Origin of the sequence: Pseudoselenomonas ruminantium (genome assembly GCF_900104055.1) — a bacterium.
GTDB lineage: Bacteria > Bacillota > Negativicutes > Selenomonadales > Selenomonadaceae > Selenomonas_A > Selenomonas_A ruminantium_C.
On record NZ_FNJQ01000003.1, the window covers coordinates 109166 to 124243 of the forward strand.

A 15078-nucleotide genomic window follows, 5' to 3' on the forward strand; every position below is an offset into this window, starting at 1 on the left:
ACACAGATCTATCTTGGTGAACGGGAAAACTTCATGGCAAAAACACCAAACAGCGGTGTTTCGCCATATAACAGGCGTTCCTTCTCGTCCCATAGCCGTTCTGTCAGGTCAAATTCCGCATGCACTTCCCCAAAGCCCAGGCTGCGCAGCAATTCCACATCCCAGTAAGGACGCTTGGTCCCGCTAAGCGGAAGTTCCAAGGGATCGAATGGTTCGGTAATATCCGCTGCGCATTCCAGCGCATCGCCATATTTTCGCAGACATTCCTGTCTCCGCAATTCTGCCCGCTCTGCCATAGCTTCATCATATAATGGCATATTCCAATTAGCATCGAACAGCAGCAGACGCCCCTGAGGACGCAGCAGGCGCAGGCACTCGCCATATACCTGCCAGGGGCTCAACAGTGTCCAGGTAACATTGCGGCTCACGATGGCCTCGAATGCTTCCTCAGGAAAGTCCATATGGTTGATGTCCATCTGCTGCAGGTTGACTTCAACGCCTGCCCCTTCAATCATCGCCCGCGCCTGTTCCAACATCCCCGCCGAACAGTCCACGGCTGTTACCTCATAGCCCATCCTGGCTAAGATTATCGAGAAAAAGGCCGGGCCACAGCCTAAATCCAACACCTTTTTCGTACCGGCAGGTAACTTTTCCCGCAAAAGTTTCTGCCAGGCCTCCACCCGGAAACTGGCCAGTTCATCCGCAATGATGTTACCATAGTTTTCCGCATCCTGAGACCAATAGCGGGCCATACTGTCAATATTCAAACCAATCACCATCTTTTCCTAGCTTTTTCTTGCTGCTATCCATATCGATTATTATAACACGGAATACAAAAGTCTAAGGTCAGCTGGGAGATTTTTTCACCATCTGACCTTATAATATTTACTTGTATTGGATATTTTAATATAATCAGATAAAGTCTATGATAGGAACTGTCAACCGAAACATGCGAAATCAAAGGAGGCAGTTCACATGGCTGAATTAAAAGAGAATAATCGTTATGAACTGAACAAGGAGTTGGCCCAGATGCTAAAGGGCGGCGTAATCATGGATGTGACTACGCCGGAGCAGGCGAGAGTGGCAGAAGCGGCCGGAGCCTGCGCGGTTATGGCCTTGGAGCGGATTCCGGCGGATATCCGGGCTGCCGGTGGCGTGGCCCGCATGAGCGATCCGGCTATGATCAAGGGCATCCAGCAGGCGGTGAGCATTCCGGTCATGGCAAAATGCCGTATCGGTCATTTTGTGGAAGCTCAGCTCCTGCAGGCCATCGAAATTGACTACATCGATGAAAGCGAAGTCCTTTCCCCGGCAGATGATGTCTACCATATCAACAAGCGCGACTTTGCCGTGCCCTTTGTCTGCGGTGCCCGGGATTTGGGCGAGGCCCTGCGGCGCATCAATGAAGGCGCTTCCATGATCCGGACAAAAGGCGAACCGGGGACCGGCGATGTGATTCAGGCCGTACGTCATATGCGGGCCATCAACAAACAGATGAAAGAGCTGACCGTACTGCGGGAGGATGAACTCTTTGAAGCAGCCAAGACATATCAGGTGCCCTATACACTGGTGAAATATGTCCATAAGTACGGCCGCTTGCCCGTGGTCAATTTCGCTGCCGGCGGCGTGGCCACCCCCGCAGATGCCGCGTTAATGATGCAATTAGGTGCTGACGGTGTCTTTGTGGGTTCCGGCATCTTTAAATCCGGCAATCCGGCTAAACGCGCAGCGGCCATTGTCGAAGCCGTGACCAACTATCAGGATGCAGAGCGGATTGCCAGACTCTCGGAAAATCTCGGCGAAGCCATGGTGGGCATCAACGAGGACGAGATCCAGCTGCTCATGGCCGAGCGCGGAAAATAAGGAGGACTTTTCCATGGCAAAAAAGACAATCGGTGTGCTGGCCCTGCAGGGTGCTTTTCAGGAACACGAGCAGATGCTTGCCAGACTGGGCGCAGATTATCGTGAGATCCGTCAGACGGCGGATTTCACGGCAGATATTGCAGGGCTCATCCTGCCCGGCGGAGAAAGCACCACCCAGCGCAAACTAATGTATAGTACGGGGCTTTTGGCCCCGTTGCAGCAACGGATAAGAGAAGATATGCCCGTAATGGGAACTTGTGCCGGACTGATTCTCTTAGCTCAGGAACTCAGCAATGACGAAGAAACTGGCCTTAGCACTCTGCCCGTACGCGTCAAGCGCAATGCCTACGGCCGGCAGCTGGGCAGCTTTGCCGCAGATATATCCTTGGCAGGCATAGGCAAATTTCCGATGCGTTTCATCCGTGCCCCCTACATTGAGAAAATCCTGCAGCCGGATGTGGAGGTACTAGCCACGTATCAGGGACAGATTACGGCGGTACGCTATCACAAACAGCTGGCCATGTCATTTCATCCGGAACTTACGCAGGATTTACGCGTGCATCGCTTATTTTTACAGATGGCAGCATCAGCCTGAACGAAAGGAGCTGTATCTTATTGTTGACCTATTCATTTGAACAGCTGGAGGGTGAACCCCTATACGAACATCTTTACCGTTGTATCCGGCAGGATATCCTGACCGGAAAACTGGCACCGGGAGAAAAACTGCCATCCAAGCGGACTCTGGCGCGCAATTTGGGCATCAGTGTGATCACCGTGGAGGGAGCCTATAATCAACTGACCGCGGAGGGGTATTGTGAGTCACGGCCCCGCCGCGGCTATTTTGTCGTGGCGATACCGCCCCGAAATATGTCTGCAGGAAAAAAGGCGGCCCATGCGAATATGCCAAAATCGAGATTTCAGGCAGAGGATATGCATGTCATCGATCTGACGGCCAGCAGCCTGCGATCTGCTGATTTTCCCTTTACCGTTTGGTCAAGGCTGCTACGGCAGATCCTTTCGCAGCAGGCAGAGAAAATTATGGAACGTTCACCAGGACAGGGCATTCTGGAACTACGCCAAGCTATTGCCGGGCATCTGCAAAGTTTTCGAGGACTTAATGTTGAACCTGAACAGATTGTCATTGGGGCGGGGACGGAATATCTCTATATGCTGCTGATCCAGCTTTTGGGGCGGAGAAAAAAGTACTGTATCGAAGATCCCGGCTATGAACGTATCGGCATGATCTATCGGGCCAATGGGGCAGATTGTGCTGCCATCGGTTTGGATATGCAGGGAATCCGGCCGGCAGATTTGCGGGCCGAAGGAGCAGACGTCGTTCATATCAGCCCTTCCCATCATTTCCCTACGGGCATCGTGATGCCCGTCAGCCGGCGATATGAATTATTAGACTGGGCTGCCGAACAAAAAGGCCGCTATATCATCGAAGACGATTACGACAGTGAGTTCCGCCTGATTGGCCGGCCAATCCCGACACTGATGGAAAGTGATATCCATCAGCGTGTCATCTATATGAATACCTTTTCCAAAAGCCTCACCCCCACCATCCGCATCAGCTATATGGTACTGCCCCCCACTCTGGTACAGGTCTTCGCAGAAAAGATGAGCTGCTACAGCTGCACTGTGGCCAATTTCGAGCAGTACACGTTGGCCAAATTCATTGGCGAAGGTTATTTCGAGAAGCATATCAACCGCATGCGCACGACTTACCGGCACCGTCGGAAACGCTTTATGGAACTCCTGCAGGAGTCACCTGTCCGGGATTACAGCACCCTGATTGAACACGGCTCCGGCCTGCATCTGCTGCTGCGCTTGGCCGTAGATGATGATGACGATGTCTTGCAAGCTAAGATGCTGGCAGCTGGCCTGCGCATCAAAGCACTGAGCGAATATTATACAAAAAAAATCCCCCAGAGCGCCATACACACGTTCATCGTGAATTACGCGAATCTGGAGGAATCGGAGATTAAACTGGCGCTGCAGCGGTTGGAAACTGTCTTCAATTGAATCCTGCGTACATGCTGCTGCGCCTCCTGACAGGATACCTGCTCCCATCGCCGTGGGGCATTATCCTGTAATTCTACATATTTCCCTTGCTGTCCTGTTCTGCTTTGCGGATATCTTCTTTCATATCCTTGGCCAGATCTATTTTATGGAATGTCTTGTCCGCAGGCAGGTGCATGGAAAAGTTATCCGTTTTATCCAACTGCGCTTCTCCTTGTCGGATGGAAAGCTCCAGAATATGCCCACCGTGCTTCTTATCATCGGAAATGAAATGGAAATGCCAGCCCGCAGAATTCAGACCGCTCATATAGCTTGGGCAATACAAACCGACCAAAGTTCCAGTCATATCCTTATGCGTGAATTCCGTCTGCTTATCCTTCAGTGCCTCTACCAAGGTTGGATAGGGCTTCTTGCTGCCGTATTCACTGCGGAAAAGAATGTGCGGGAAGGTGGTGTGAAGTTTCACCAAATAGAAGCTATTTTCGCCATTTTCCTTGACGGCTTGATTCAGGCGCTGCTCCAGTGCAGCCTTGTTGGCAACATCACGGAGATTGACGGAAATATCGTTCTCGAAGAACGTCACATTAGCAAAAGGTACCTTGGTCTTATCTGCAGCGACAACAACTTTACCGCTGCCCAAAGCCTGATAGACCGTCCCATCCAACACGATCATCTCACCATTTACGCCTTCAAAAGTACCAATACCGGTATCACCCCAAGTGCGCAGTTCCCCTACTGTCACGGTTCCACCGAGATATCCCTGTGCCAACGACTGCAAAAGGGCGACCTGATTCACGGTCTCTCTGTCGGCTTGCGCAGCATAACCTGTACCGCAAGTTATCATGCCAGCTAAGAAAGCAGCCATCATCTTCTTTTTCATCAATGAATCCCCCTTTATCAAATCCTTCAACTTGTGTTATCTTCTGCAAAACCTTCTCACATTCCTGCTAACCTCACGACAAACTTCCTGACAAAAAATGCTGCTGATATGGATCTTACAGACAGGATTTTCCTAGCATTTAGAGAATTTCATTATCAGGAGCCTTACCTGAAAAATCAGGAACGACTTCTGGCAAAATTTAGATTCCTGCAAAGGAGGCTATGAATATGACATATAGAAGATTGACTGCAACAGCCATAGCGGCATGTGCCTTTTTTATCCCCTGGGGAAGTTGCGCAGCAGCTGATGAAAGTACAACTCCAGCCAGTTATGCAGCGAGTTGTGAAGACCAGATCTATCGTCAGGATGGCCTTCGCCTGCGTATCCCTCGTGACTATAAGCCCCTCCTCCTGACGAAGGTCGGAACCGGGCAACAACTCTTTTCTGTGGCAGAACTTGCTTCTATTGAAGCAGCTAAAAAGGAATACACGGATTATGAAGGTGCAGGATGGCTATTTGGCATCGGCAAGGTATCTGCCCAGGAACTCCATGAAATGCTCTGCGAGGATATGTCTGGCCGGAAGCTCTTTGCCCAGGATGATGCCGGAAATTATTACATCTTCTATCATCCTACGGACGTGCGCTATATGCGTGAAACGCCAGCAGCTATGCAAAGGGATCAGGAAATCTGGAGCCAGCTATGCGCCTGGGCCTGGAACGATGTTCCCCAACATTTCATTGCTGATAATGAACTAATATCCATAACGGCAGACAACAGTTCTGTGGGCATCCGTCTGGCCCAGATCATCTATAAGCCCGAAAATAGTTATACTTTAACTGTAAAAGGAAAGCAGGCCAAAACTGGAAATCTGGAACAAACCACACCTTTCGTTAATATGCTGCTTTACGGCAATTCCTATGAAATAGTCCAAGAAAAGAAGAAGCCCCAAGGCGAATATACGACCTTAATCTTGCCAAACAATAAAACTTCCCTGATTTTTTTCCAAAGTGAGGGAAGCACCTATGTTTTGGAAAGACAAAGGGGACAAGAGGAGCATCTCTATAAGAGCATTCCCATCGAAGAACATGCCGAGGCATTAACCGTTACATTGGATTGGTATGCAAATCTTTCTGGTGAAAAAGCACTCTCTGATGGCATCTAAATTTATCTAACATATGGATATATAACGGATACAAAAGAAATTCGCTGAGCGAATACTTTAGTTGGTTAAAGTATTCGCTCAGCGAATTTCTTTTCTGCTTTGTGGAGCAAAGCATTTATCATATCATGCTATCCATTGTTATATAACCTGACATAAGGCGTTGGGCCAGATGTTCCCGGAAGAGCATCGTCTCCTTGTTGCGAAGGTCACGCTTTTGAATCTTGATCCTGGCTTCATCAATATCATAAGGAATTCCCATATTGGCAGCCATGTTCTGCATGGATATGGCTGCTACGTCGAAGATTTCTAGGAGTTTTTGTATCTTTCCTTTTTTAATCAGTACACCTGCGTTGTTCTTGCATGTCTTATAAACATCTTCTAACTGCAAATCGGTTTTTTGCAATTCAGTTTCCACACTGCCGTTCGTATTAGCTTGGCGAAGCCATTTTTTGCGTTGAGATTTTGCAAAGTCTTTTTTGACGCAGGTAATCAGATAACCTGCACTAAGTGGTTCCTGATTCGGCTTGCGCTTTTTCAACTGATCCTTGTAATAAACAAGATTGCTTTTCAATATATCCAGGCTATAGCTGGTGATGAGTTCCAAGCAGGTAGATTCCGGCTTGATTCCAAAGGAGGAATATTCATCAAAGAGGCTCAGATGTTCAGCATCCAGGTTGGCAATTTTATCTTCCGTGGTGAGTATCTTTACTGGAGCCGGCAGAACCTTGGCATCCACATCTGTAAGATGGATGGTGATATTTTGTGCAGGCCTGCGGCCCTTTCCATCGTGAGTGAAGTGAAAATTCTTAAGAGAAGTGTTCTTGCGAATCTGTTGCTCTGCTTTCTTTAATACATCACGCTGAAAATCACGAAAGTTCGCATACGATGAAATTGGCATATTCAAACGTTCCTTGAAGCGTTCAATGCTGATCGTATAGGTTCCTTCAGCAATCAGTTCCTTGACAACCATGAATACTTTCAACTGAGTTATGCCACGTATAGCCAGCATCTCATCGATATCGACTTCGGTGAATTTTTCTGTGAAGTCTTGCAGATAGGGGAGCATCTTCTGGTTTATGGATACAGAAACCGTGTCGTTAAAATCATTGTACTCAACAGAATTGTACAATGGTATTTTCAGCCAATTATGTTTATCTTCTTCACTAGAGTAGCGTTTGACAATTTTCAAACTTTTGTCGGATACATGATCGATGGCTTCCCGAATGATGTTCCGCCAGCCTTTATCCTTGTTGATGTTGAGTTTGTCAGCTAAGACGGAGATGTTATATTCGTAGAGAACATCATGATTGAGATTCTGCTCTTTGGCTAGAGAAGCTACGGTGAGCAGCCAGATCTTCATCTCGTTTTCTTTTAGCGAATGTTTGGCAAACATCAGCTCATTGGCAAATTTAGTTGGTGTATCAAACTCCAGGTTCTGGTATAGATATTCAGTTGGTTGTGATACGGAAAAGCTCATTTTGGCAGACATAAGCACATATCCTTTCTGAGTATGCCAAGTTCCTTTATTATTATACTATTTGCGGTAGAATTAAGCAATATTCTTTTTCCACAATAAATAATCTGCTTATATATTATTTAAATAAAATAAATATATAATAATATATATAGGGAGAGTTGCGGTGGTATGATTTGTCGGAAAGGCTGTCAGCCTAGTATTGGCAAGGGTTCCGGGATTTCAGCAGCGTTCTGGTCATGTGTTTATGGTGGGGGGAAATGTCGGAAAATGTGTTGTGGTGGTATATTTTGTCGGAACAATGATGAATCCCTTATGGCTCTAAGTGGGAAGGCTTATTTGGCCGTTTATGGTGGGGGAAAATGTCGGTAATCTGCACTTTGTGGTGGGGGAATTTGTCGGTTGTAGTGGGGGAATTTGTCGGTGGATAACTTTGGTAAACGAAAGTGAAGGGTTTCAAAGCCAGATATGACAGGCATTGTGCGGTTTTTTTATGGTGGGAGGAAATGTCGGAAAAGGCGTTGTGGTGGTATTTTTTGTCGGTGAAGGAAGTGGGAAATTTGAGCAGGATCTTTTTATGGTGGTATGATTTGTCGGTTTTACTGTTATGGTGGGGGAAATTGTCGGAATTATCCACATTACATTGTTGATAATTCAAGTGAGCCTTGAAAATAAAGGAGGAAAGTTATCAACAACCTGTTGATAACTACTCTAAGTCCAATTTTCCAATTTGTAAAACAAGGTTTTTCCGACAAAAGTACCCACCATAACGGCTTTTTATGAGAAAAGACCTGATTTAAGATGGAAAATCAGGTCTTTGGGGGTTAATTAGGTATCTTTTGACGGTGTTTCGATGATGAAATCCTGATATTTATTGCGGAAAGCTTTGGCCTTCTTATTGGGAAGGTACATGACAATGAGCTGAGAGGCCTCAGGAGCCTTGCCAGAGAGGTGAAGGGTATAACCATCTGCATCTTCTTCCAGCGAGTCGATACAGCCGATTCTGAGGGCTTCCGCATGTTCTTCCTGGCTGGCGGCAGTAAGTTCCTGAAATTTAGCAATAACCATATCAGAAGGTGTTTTGGCAGGGATGGCCATAATGATTTCCTCGGTAAGCTGCTCAGACTGCATATAGAGTTCTTCCTGTACCTCATGTGGCCAGGCAGCAATGCGTGTGGCTGTTTTCTGGGAAAGCTGGCCCTCGTCGAACATATCGAAGAAAGCTGGTATCAGATTGGCCATCTTATTCCAGCTGAAGGCTGCAGTGCGTTTCATGCCCATTTGCGCGGCAGCTTTTTCCAGGATCTGTTTTTCCCCACGTTTTTTGAGGATATTCAGCTTGGTACGGACGGCGAAACTCTTGTCGCGGCCGGTGAGGTTCGCACGCTGGACGTAGTTGGTATCCGAGGCGATTTCTCTGGCCTGGTCGTCACTGAGTTCCTGATAGCCATAGACCTTGCATTCGATGGATTGGTATTTTTCCTCATTTGTCAGGTCGTAGAGGACTTCATAGATGCTTTTGCGGGTGTTGCCGGCGAGAATCTGATAGGTTGAGCCGGCCTCATCCATTGCCCTGACCACGATGGGCTGCTGCAGGCCATTGCGGTAGATGCTGTCGGCCATGAGCACCTTTTTTTCATTGGAGATGGAGGAGAACTGATTCCATTCCGCAGGGGTGGGGGTGAGGACGGATAAGGGCAGGACGGCATAGGAGCCAGTGTTTCCTGCAATCTCGGTCAGCACCTTGTCTGTCTTTTGCGTGGTTTCCTGTATGGCTGCTGCGGTTTCAGCGTTGGGGGCAGTTTCCCTGGGTTCAGCAGGGGCATTGTTCTGTCCCATCAGGCGTTTGCGCGTCATTTCGCGGAATTCTTCATTTTCGAAGCGATTGCTTACGCCCACAGGCATACTGGAAGTATCTTCAGTCTGGCCGGACAGGTCCACGAAGGAAATGCCCATCATGTCGTTGTTATTCTTATTGCTGCTCAATTCTAGCCACCACCTCGTCACAAAGTTTTACATATGCTTTTGATGCCTTGCAGGCAGGTTTCCGATAGGTCACAGGGGCACTGAGGTTTTCGGAGTTGATGACATCCTGGTTATAGGGGATGCGGGTTTCAAAGAGCATCTTATCCCAGCCGTTCTGTACCATCGGCAGGAAGTCGTGGAAGGATTTTGTGCGGTCTACGACTTTGGTCATGAAGGCACCCAGGATTTTCAGGCTGGGGCGCTGCTTTGCCGTAGTCAGGACGAAACGGGCCATGGCATTGGCACCGAGAATGGCATGTTTAGCCGGTTCGACCGGGATGATGACATAATCGGTACCCAGCAGGAACATGGCTACTTCATTATTCATGGCTGGTCTGCTGTCCACGAGGATGTAGTCGTATTTGTCCATGGCCTTTGCTTCTTCGATGATATCGGCGATGATGTAGGCATAGCGAACGCCGCCGGCATTGAGTTCGGCATAGGTGCCGTCGAGGCGGATATCCGAGCAGATCAGGTCGATGCGGGGAAATTCAGTGGAGTTCAGGATGTAGTAGTCCAGCTTCACGCATTTATCCGGCGCATCATCCTGTACAGCCCGCATCCGGTCTTTGAGGAGGTTGCCCAGATAGTTATCCAGGATCTGATTCTGACCTGCGCCCATGTAGTTGAAGGTGTTGGAAAGGTTGCCCTGGGGATCGGCGTCAATCATGAGGACGTTCTTGCCCTTCTTGGAGAGCAGATCCGCCAATGCGGCAACCGTCGTGGTTTTGCCCACGCCGCCCTTGTTATTGCTCACGGAGATCACGATTCCCTGGTGTTTCTTGGCTGCTTGTTCCATGCTTTCCTCCTTTTCATAGAGCGTGTTTACGGCATCGTCCAGAATCTTCGTCTTGGGGACGCCCTTCTTTTCAGAAAGGGTTTTGAGTTTTTCCACATTGTCTTTGGAGAGGGTAGTGGTGAATGATTTTCGATTGGTTAATTCAGCCATATATGCTTTCACTCCCGATAAATATAATTAAAATCTAGAAATTTAACTAAGTTATGTAAAAATCATAGCATATTTAACGAATATAAGCAAGCAAACTTAATTAAGTTTTATCTTTTTGTTTCAAGAAAACTAAAGAATATTCTGTAAATAAAGGCGAATGCTTTAGTGTACTAAAGTATTCGCTCAGCGAATTTTTGGGATATAAGAAAAAGTGACTATTCCTATGGGAAGGATAGTCACTCATACATGGGAAGGATATCGTTTTATCATCGCGCCTTATAGCAAGTCGCTTAATTTTTGACCGTAGAAAAAGTCATGTACCAGATTATGGTATTTCGTCCAAAGTGGCAGAGTCTTGCAGATGTCTTTGCGGGGACATTCGTGCTCTTTGTCAACCAAGCAGGCTACGGAGGCCAGTGTGCCTTCCATGAGTTCGATGATCTCGCCTAAAGTATACTCTTCCGGACGACGGCAAAGTTTATAGCCGCCGCCTTTGCCGCTGGCTCCGGTCAAGAGGCCGCCTTTCACCAGGTCTTTGACGATAATCTCCAAATATTTTTTTGAAAGTTCCTGACGAGCAGCAATATCTTTCAAGGGGATATATTTCCCATTTTCATTTTCTGCTAAGTCCAGCATAACGCGCAGAGCATAGCGTCCACGGGTGGAAATCATATAATCAGCTCCATTCCTGCGTAATCTTACTTTATCTGCCTATTATACCGCAAGGTGAATAGGCTTGGCAAGCAGTAGAAGCGTAGAATATGCCTGCCTGCGGCGGCTGGATAAACGTAAAAGAACTGCAAGCCAATGGATTTCTGGCTTGCAGTTCCTTTAAGGATCGGACAGAGCTTACTTCTGGATTGGTGTGGCTGCGGCGGCAGCATCCAGCACGCGGTAGTTTTCGGGCAGGTTGTATTTGTCGTAGATGGCCTTGAGGGTTCCATCGGCACGCATTTTTTCCAGTTCATCGTTTACGGCAGCCAGCAAATCTTTATCGGCAAAGCGGATGGCTGCACCGATGACGCCGCTGCTTTCCGGTTCATAGGGTTCCAGGATGCGCAGGGCAAGGTCTGCGTTCTGTTTCAGGGTATAGCCGGCCACGATGCCGTCGGTGATGCAGGCATCAATCTTGCCGGTGTTGACGGCCATCATGAGTTCGGCCTGGCTGTTGAAGACTTTCACTTCCTTGACCTTGCCTTCCTGCTGCCATTTCTGGGCCGTTTCGAGGAAGGTCATGCCCTTCTGGCCGCCGATGGTCTTGTCTTTCAGGTCTTCTTTGGTCTTGATGGCAGAATCCTTCTTGATGACGACGGCTTCACCTTCGCGGTACCACTGATTGGTGAAATAGGCTTTGCTCAGGCGTTCCGGCTTGATGTACATTGCGTCGGTCACCATATCGACGGTGCCATTGTTGAGTTCGATCAGCAGGTTTTCAAAGGGGACATGTTTCATTTCCACTTTGGCAATGCCCAGCCGTTTGGCAATTTCGGTAATGATATCCGCATCAATACCGGAAAAAGCGTTGTTGTTCTTGGCATCTAAATAGGCAAAGGGGGCGTCGTTGGAGGATGCGACCACCAGCACGCCTTTTTCCTTGACGGCCTGCAGGGTATTGCCGGTGTTGGCGGCGGCAGTCTTTGTGCTGTCGGCGCTGCTTTCATCGCCGCCACAGCCCGTCAGGAGCAGGAGGCAGGTCAGAGCGGTGCAAAGGGCGGGGACGAATCTCTTTAGTTTCATCATGGGAATCACCTTTCTTTTGGTTGGATTTATGGCTTTATGTCAACCGCGGCTTTCCGAGAGCTTGTACTCCAGGAATTTTACGCAGCGGGATAAGGGCAGGCTGAGAATGAGATAAGCAAGTGCCAGATAGGTATAGGCCTCAATGGTCAAAAAAGTCTGGGAGGCAAAGGTCTGGGTGCGCAGAAGCAGTTCATTGACGGCTACATAGGCCAGCAGGGAGGTGTCTTTTATCATCATCACCAGATAATTGCCTAAGGCGGGGATGATGTTGCGCATGGCCTGTGGCATGATCAGGCGGAACAGGGCTTCCATCTCGCCAAAGCCAAGGCACAGCGCGGCTTCTGTCTGGCCTTTGTCCACGGACAGGATGCTGCCGCGGATCACTTCGGACATATAGCAGCCATAGTTGAGGGCCAGGCCGGCGATGCCGGCGGTGAGCGGGGAAATCTGCACATCGGTATGATAGCCGCACATGCCGGCGAGCAGGTTGATCAGCAGGGGAACCACATAGTAGATATAAACCAGCTGAACCAGAAGCGGTGTGCCCCGGACAAGTTCCAGCAGGCTGTAGAGCATGACGCGGAACGGCCTCCAGGCAAACAGTCGGCCTACGGCGATAAAGGTACCCACCACGAGGGCCAGCAAAAAGCCCAGCAGGGTGGTTTCAATGACCAAGCCTGCGCCATGCAGCAGGCTCGGGAGCAGGATCTGTCCTGCGGTGTCGAAGTGTAATTGGGTGATATTGGCGTTCATGCAAAAGCACCTCCAAGTGACAAGCTGCGCAGGAAATTCTGGGTGCGTTCCTGCTGTGGCTGTTCAAAAATCTGCTGCGGCTGACCTTCCTCCACGATATAGCCTTTATCCATAAAGACGACGCGGTCGGAAATATTGCGGGCAAAATTCATTTCGTGGGTGACAATGGCCATGGTCATGCCGTCCTTGCGCAAATCCATCATGACCTTCATGACTTCGCCGACAAGTTCCGGGTCCAGAGCTGAGGTCGGTTCGTCGAAGAGCAGCATCTTGGGCTGCATGGCCATGGCCCGGGCAATGGCTGCCCGCTGTTGCTGGCCGCCGGATAGCTGGCTGGGATAACTGTCCAGGCGATGGCTCAGGCCTACGCGGTCGAGCAGGTCACGGGCCAGTTCCTCGGCTTCTTTGCGGGGTATGTGCTTGACATGCATGGGCGCGTACATGACATTTTTCAGCACCGTGAACATGGGAAAGAGGTTGAATTTCTGAAAGACCATGCCCACCTGCTGATGCAGCCATTTGCTGTCCAGGTCCTTGTCCAGCAAGGTATTGTCAAAGTAGATCTTGCCTCCGGTGGGTTCTTCCAAAAGGTTCAGGCAGCGCAGGAACGTGCTCTTGCCCGAACCGGAAGGCCCGATGATGGTAACGGCTTCCCCATCGTCTATGCGCAGGCTTATATCCCTTAGAATGGCCGTGGAACCGTAACTTTTCTTGAGCTCTAAGACGTTGTACATAGCAAAACACCTCTTTCTGAAAACAAGAAAGGCGCCCGCACCAATATAAGGTGTGAGCGCCATTGCTATCTGTGATGAATTTTTGCAAATTCATGAATATGTTGTTAATGTCATTCTATCGGAAAAGGACAAAAGTGTCAAGAACGTGTGGCACAAGAAAATCCATGGTCATTGTGCTGCTGGCACAATGGCAGCCACGTCATGGACAGTCCTCAGCCGTCAACTGCAGGTAATCGGCGATATAGAAGGCCAGCATATAGGAAAAGCGGTCCTCGCTGTCGTCCAGGTCACAGCCAAGCAGTTCTTTTATCTTCCGCAGGCGGTAGCCGATGGTGTTGCGATGAGTAAAGGTCAGGCGGGCCGTTTCCTGCAGGCTGCTGTTGTGGAACAGATAGGCGCGGAGGGTGGGCAGCAGCTGTGACTGATGCGCCGCATCGTAATCAATCAGCGGTTGCAGCTTTTCGCGATGCATTTGCTGTAAAAGACTATGCTGTTCACTCATAAATAACAGACGATAGGGGCCCAGTTCGGAAAAGGACAGGAGCGCCGTCTGCTGCAGCCTGGCTGTGGCAGCAGCGGCCCGCGCCTCTTTTAGGGCGGTGGGCAGGTCTGCCAGATTGTCATAAAGCTGGCTGAGGCCGATATGGCCGGACAGGCAGTCAGCCGGCAGATCCTGGCTAAGTTCTATAATACAGTTATGGATATCCGCGGGAGGTTGTCCGAAGACCAATAAAATCTGCCGGGCATGGCAGAGGATACTGTAGAATCTGGTGAAATGGTTCAGCCGCCGCTTGCAGGTCAGACGGATCAGCTGTTCCTGATCGTGGCTCAGCTGGGCTGCAGTCAAAGGGAAGACGACCAGTTGAAAGGGAAGGTTCAAAAGTCCCCGTGCCGTTAATTCCTGCTGGCATTTTTCGCCCTGGCTGCCGCCTGATAGCAGTCCAGCCAGCAGATTTTCCAAGCGGCTTTCCTGCTCCTGGGCGTGAAGCAGGCGGCTGCAATAATCCTGCATGATGTCGGCGATATGGATCTTCCAGGGCATGGTAAATAAGGGAAAATGCTTTTCCTTACAGAAGTCGATGATTTCCGGCGGGATGTCTGCAGGCCGGATGTATTTACCTGTATTGAGGATCAGCCCGCATACCCGGTGGCGGATCAGTTCGGTGATGAAGTCCTGCAGCCAGTTCTCCTGCATGGAGGCCAGGCCAGTGGAAATCACCAGCTCGTGCCCCCGGAAAAAATCACAGTTGCCGATGTCTTCGCAGAGCTGTACCCAGGTGAATTCCCTGGTCAGGCCGTTGGTGCCGGTCAGCAGCTTTAATTGGTATCTTTCTTTGGTGTGGTTATAGATTTCCTCTAATGAAATCGACATGCAAATCCCTCCCTTGTGAGGAAGTATACTACACTTGTGCAGAAAGCACAAATGAATGTGGGAATATAGGGCTCAGCGTACCTTGCATGGTCAATGGACAGGT

General features: G+C 49.2%; 14 protein-coding genes. 4 read left to right on the plus strand and 10 right to left on the minus strand.

The genetic code is table 11. The features are described from left to right. Positions 1 to 8: 8 nt before the first annotated feature. Positions 9 to 767, minus strand: coding sequence for a class I SAM-dependent methyltransferase (locus BLQ59_RS02340; protein WP_081342417.1), 759 nt, complete (start codon positions 765 to 767; stop codon positions 9 to 11). Positions 768 to 975: 208 nt separating this feature from the next. Between BLQ59_RS02340 and pdxS the strand changes: the two genes are divergently transcribed. The 3 genes from pdxS to pdxR are packed head-to-tail and all read left to right on the plus strand — an operon-like array spanning position 976 to position 3888. Continuing rightward, positions 976 to 1863, plus strand: coding sequence for a pyridoxal 5'-phosphate synthase lyase subunit PdxS (gene pdxS / locus BLQ59_RS02345; RefSeq protein ID WP_074571319.1), 888 nt, complete (start codon positions 976 to 978; stop codon positions 1861 to 1863). 13 nt (positions 1864 to 1876) lie between these two features. Next, on the plus strand, positions 1877 to 2458 hold the full coding sequence (gene pdxT, locus BLQ59_RS02350; RefSeq protein ID WP_074571320.1) for a pyridoxal 5'-phosphate synthase glutaminase subunit PdxT: 582 nt from the start codon (positions 1877 to 1879) through the stop codon (positions 2456 to 2458). A 23-nt stretch (positions 2459 to 2481) separates the two neighbouring features. Further along, positions 2482 to 3888 (plus strand): MocR-like pyridoxine biosynthesis transcription factor PdxR, encoded by a 1407-nt coding sequence (gene pdxR, locus BLQ59_RS02355; protein WP_256324580.1) that lies wholly within the window; start codon positions 2482 to 2484, stop codon positions 3886 to 3888. 73 nt (positions 3889 to 3961) lie between these two features. Here pdxR and budA read toward each other — a convergent pair whose 3' ends face one another. Next, entirely contained in the window at positions 3962 to 4765 is an 804-nt protein-coding gene (gene budA, locus BLQ59_RS02360) for an acetolactate decarboxylase (RefSeq protein ID WP_256324581.1), read from the minus strand. 227 nt (positions 4766 to 4992) lie between these two features. On the opposite strand from budA, the gene BLQ59_RS02365 reads away from it, so the two are divergent. Next, positions 4993 to 5928 carry a hypothetical protein gene (locus BLQ59_RS02365; protein WP_143005254.1) on the plus strand — a complete coding sequence of 312 codons (936 nt, stop codon included), beginning with the start codon at positions 4993 to 4995 and terminating at the stop codon, positions 5926 to 5928. Positions 5929 to 6046: 118 nt separating this feature from the next. On the opposite strand, the gene BLQ59_RS02370 is transcribed toward BLQ59_RS02365, so the two are convergent. The 8 genes from BLQ59_RS02370 to BLQ59_RS02405 form a co-directional block, all read right to left on the minus strand. Next, a complete protein-coding gene (locus tag BLQ59_RS02370) occupies positions 6047 to 7417 on the minus strand; it encodes a replication initiation protein (protein ID WP_074571323.1) in 1371 nt (456 codons plus the stop codon). An 813-nt stretch (positions 7418 to 8230) separates the two neighbouring features. Next, entirely contained in the window at positions 8231 to 9388 is a 1158-nt protein-coding gene (locus BLQ59_RS02375) for a ParB/RepB/Spo0J family partition protein (protein WP_074571324.1), read from the minus strand. After that, positions 9375 to 10376 (minus strand): AAA family ATPase, encoded by a 1002-nt coding sequence (locus BLQ59_RS02380; RefSeq protein WP_074571325.1) that lies wholly within the window; start codon positions 10374 to 10376, stop codon positions 9375 to 9377. Before BLQ59_RS02380 ends, BLQ59_RS02375 begins: the two co-directional genes overlap by 14 nt. Before the next feature lie 276 nt (positions 10377 to 10652). Further along, complete coding sequence (locus BLQ59_RS02385; protein WP_074571326.1) at positions 10653 to 11048, minus strand: RrF2 family transcriptional regulator; 396 nt, start codon at positions 11046 to 11048, stop codon at positions 10653 to 10655. Positions 11049 to 11225: 177 nt separating this feature from the next. Continuing rightward, entirely contained in the window at positions 11226 to 12116 is an 891-nt protein-coding gene (locus BLQ59_RS02390; RefSeq protein ID WP_074571327.1) for a substrate-binding periplasmic protein, read from the minus strand. Between the two features lie 39 nt (positions 12117 to 12155). Continuing rightward, the gene (locus tag BLQ59_RS02395) at positions 12156 to 12869 is read right to left on the minus strand and encodes an amino acid ABC transporter permease (RefSeq protein WP_074571328.1); all 714 of its coding nucleotides are present in this window, start codon (positions 12867 to 12869) and stop codon (positions 12156 to 12158) included. Then, the gene (locus BLQ59_RS02400) at positions 12866 to 13603 is read right to left on the minus strand and encodes an amino acid ABC transporter ATP-binding protein (protein WP_074571329.1); all 738 of its coding nucleotides are present in this window, start codon (positions 13601 to 13603) and stop codon (positions 12866 to 12868) included. The genes BLQ59_RS02395 and BLQ59_RS02400 overlap by 4 nt, the downstream gene beginning before the upstream one ends. 199 nt (positions 13604 to 13802) lie before the next feature. Then, positions 13803 to 14975: a PucR family transcriptional regulator gene (locus BLQ59_RS02405; protein ID WP_074571330.1), complete on the minus strand. Its 1173-nt coding sequence runs from the start codon at positions 14973 to 14975 to the stop codon at positions 13803 to 13805. Positions 14976 to 15078: the final 103 nt, after the last annotated feature.

Bases quoted from the DNA above. Each gene is read 5' to 3' on its own strand.
- pdxS (WP_074571319.1), top strand. From the start codon at position 976: ATGGCTGAATTAAAAGAGAATAATCGTTATGAACTGAACAAGGAGTTG.
- pdxT (WP_074571320.1), top strand. From the start codon at position 1,877: ATGGCAAAAAAGACAATCGGTGTGCTGGCCCTGCAGGGTGCTTTTCAG.
- budA (WP_256324581.1), bottom strand. From the start codon at position 4,765: ATGAAAAAGAAGATGATGGCTGCTTTCTTAGCTGGCATGATAACTTGC.
- BLQ59_RS02365 (WP_143005254.1), top strand. From the start codon at position 4,993: ATGACATATAGAAGATTGACTGCAACAGCCATAGCGGCATGTGCCTTT.
- BLQ59_RS02370 (WP_074571323.1), bottom strand. From the start codon at position 7,417: ATGTCTGCCAAAATGAGCTTTTCCGTATCACAACCAACTGAATATCTA.
- BLQ59_RS02380 (WP_074571325.1), bottom strand. From the start codon at position 10,376: ATGGCTGAATTAACCAATCGAAAATCATTCACCACTACCCTCTCCAAA.
- BLQ59_RS02385 (WP_074571326.1), bottom strand. From the start codon at position 11,048: ATGATTTCCACCCGTGGACGCTATGCTCTGCGCGTTATGCTGGACTTA.
- BLQ59_RS02390 (WP_074571327.1), bottom strand. From the start codon at position 12,116: ATGATGAAACTAAAGAGATTCGTCCCCGCCCTTTGCACCGCTCTGACC.
- BLQ59_RS02395 (WP_074571328.1), bottom strand. From the start codon at position 12,869: ATGAACGCCAATATCACCCAATTACACTTCGACACCGCAGGACAGATC.
- BLQ59_RS02400 (WP_074571329.1), bottom strand. From the start codon at position 13,603: ATGTACAACGTCTTAGAGCTCAAGAAAAGTTACGGTTCCACGGCCATT.
- BLQ59_RS02405 (WP_074571330.1), bottom strand. From the start codon at position 14,975: ATGTCGATTTCATTAGAGGAAATCTATAACCACACCAAAGAAAGATAC.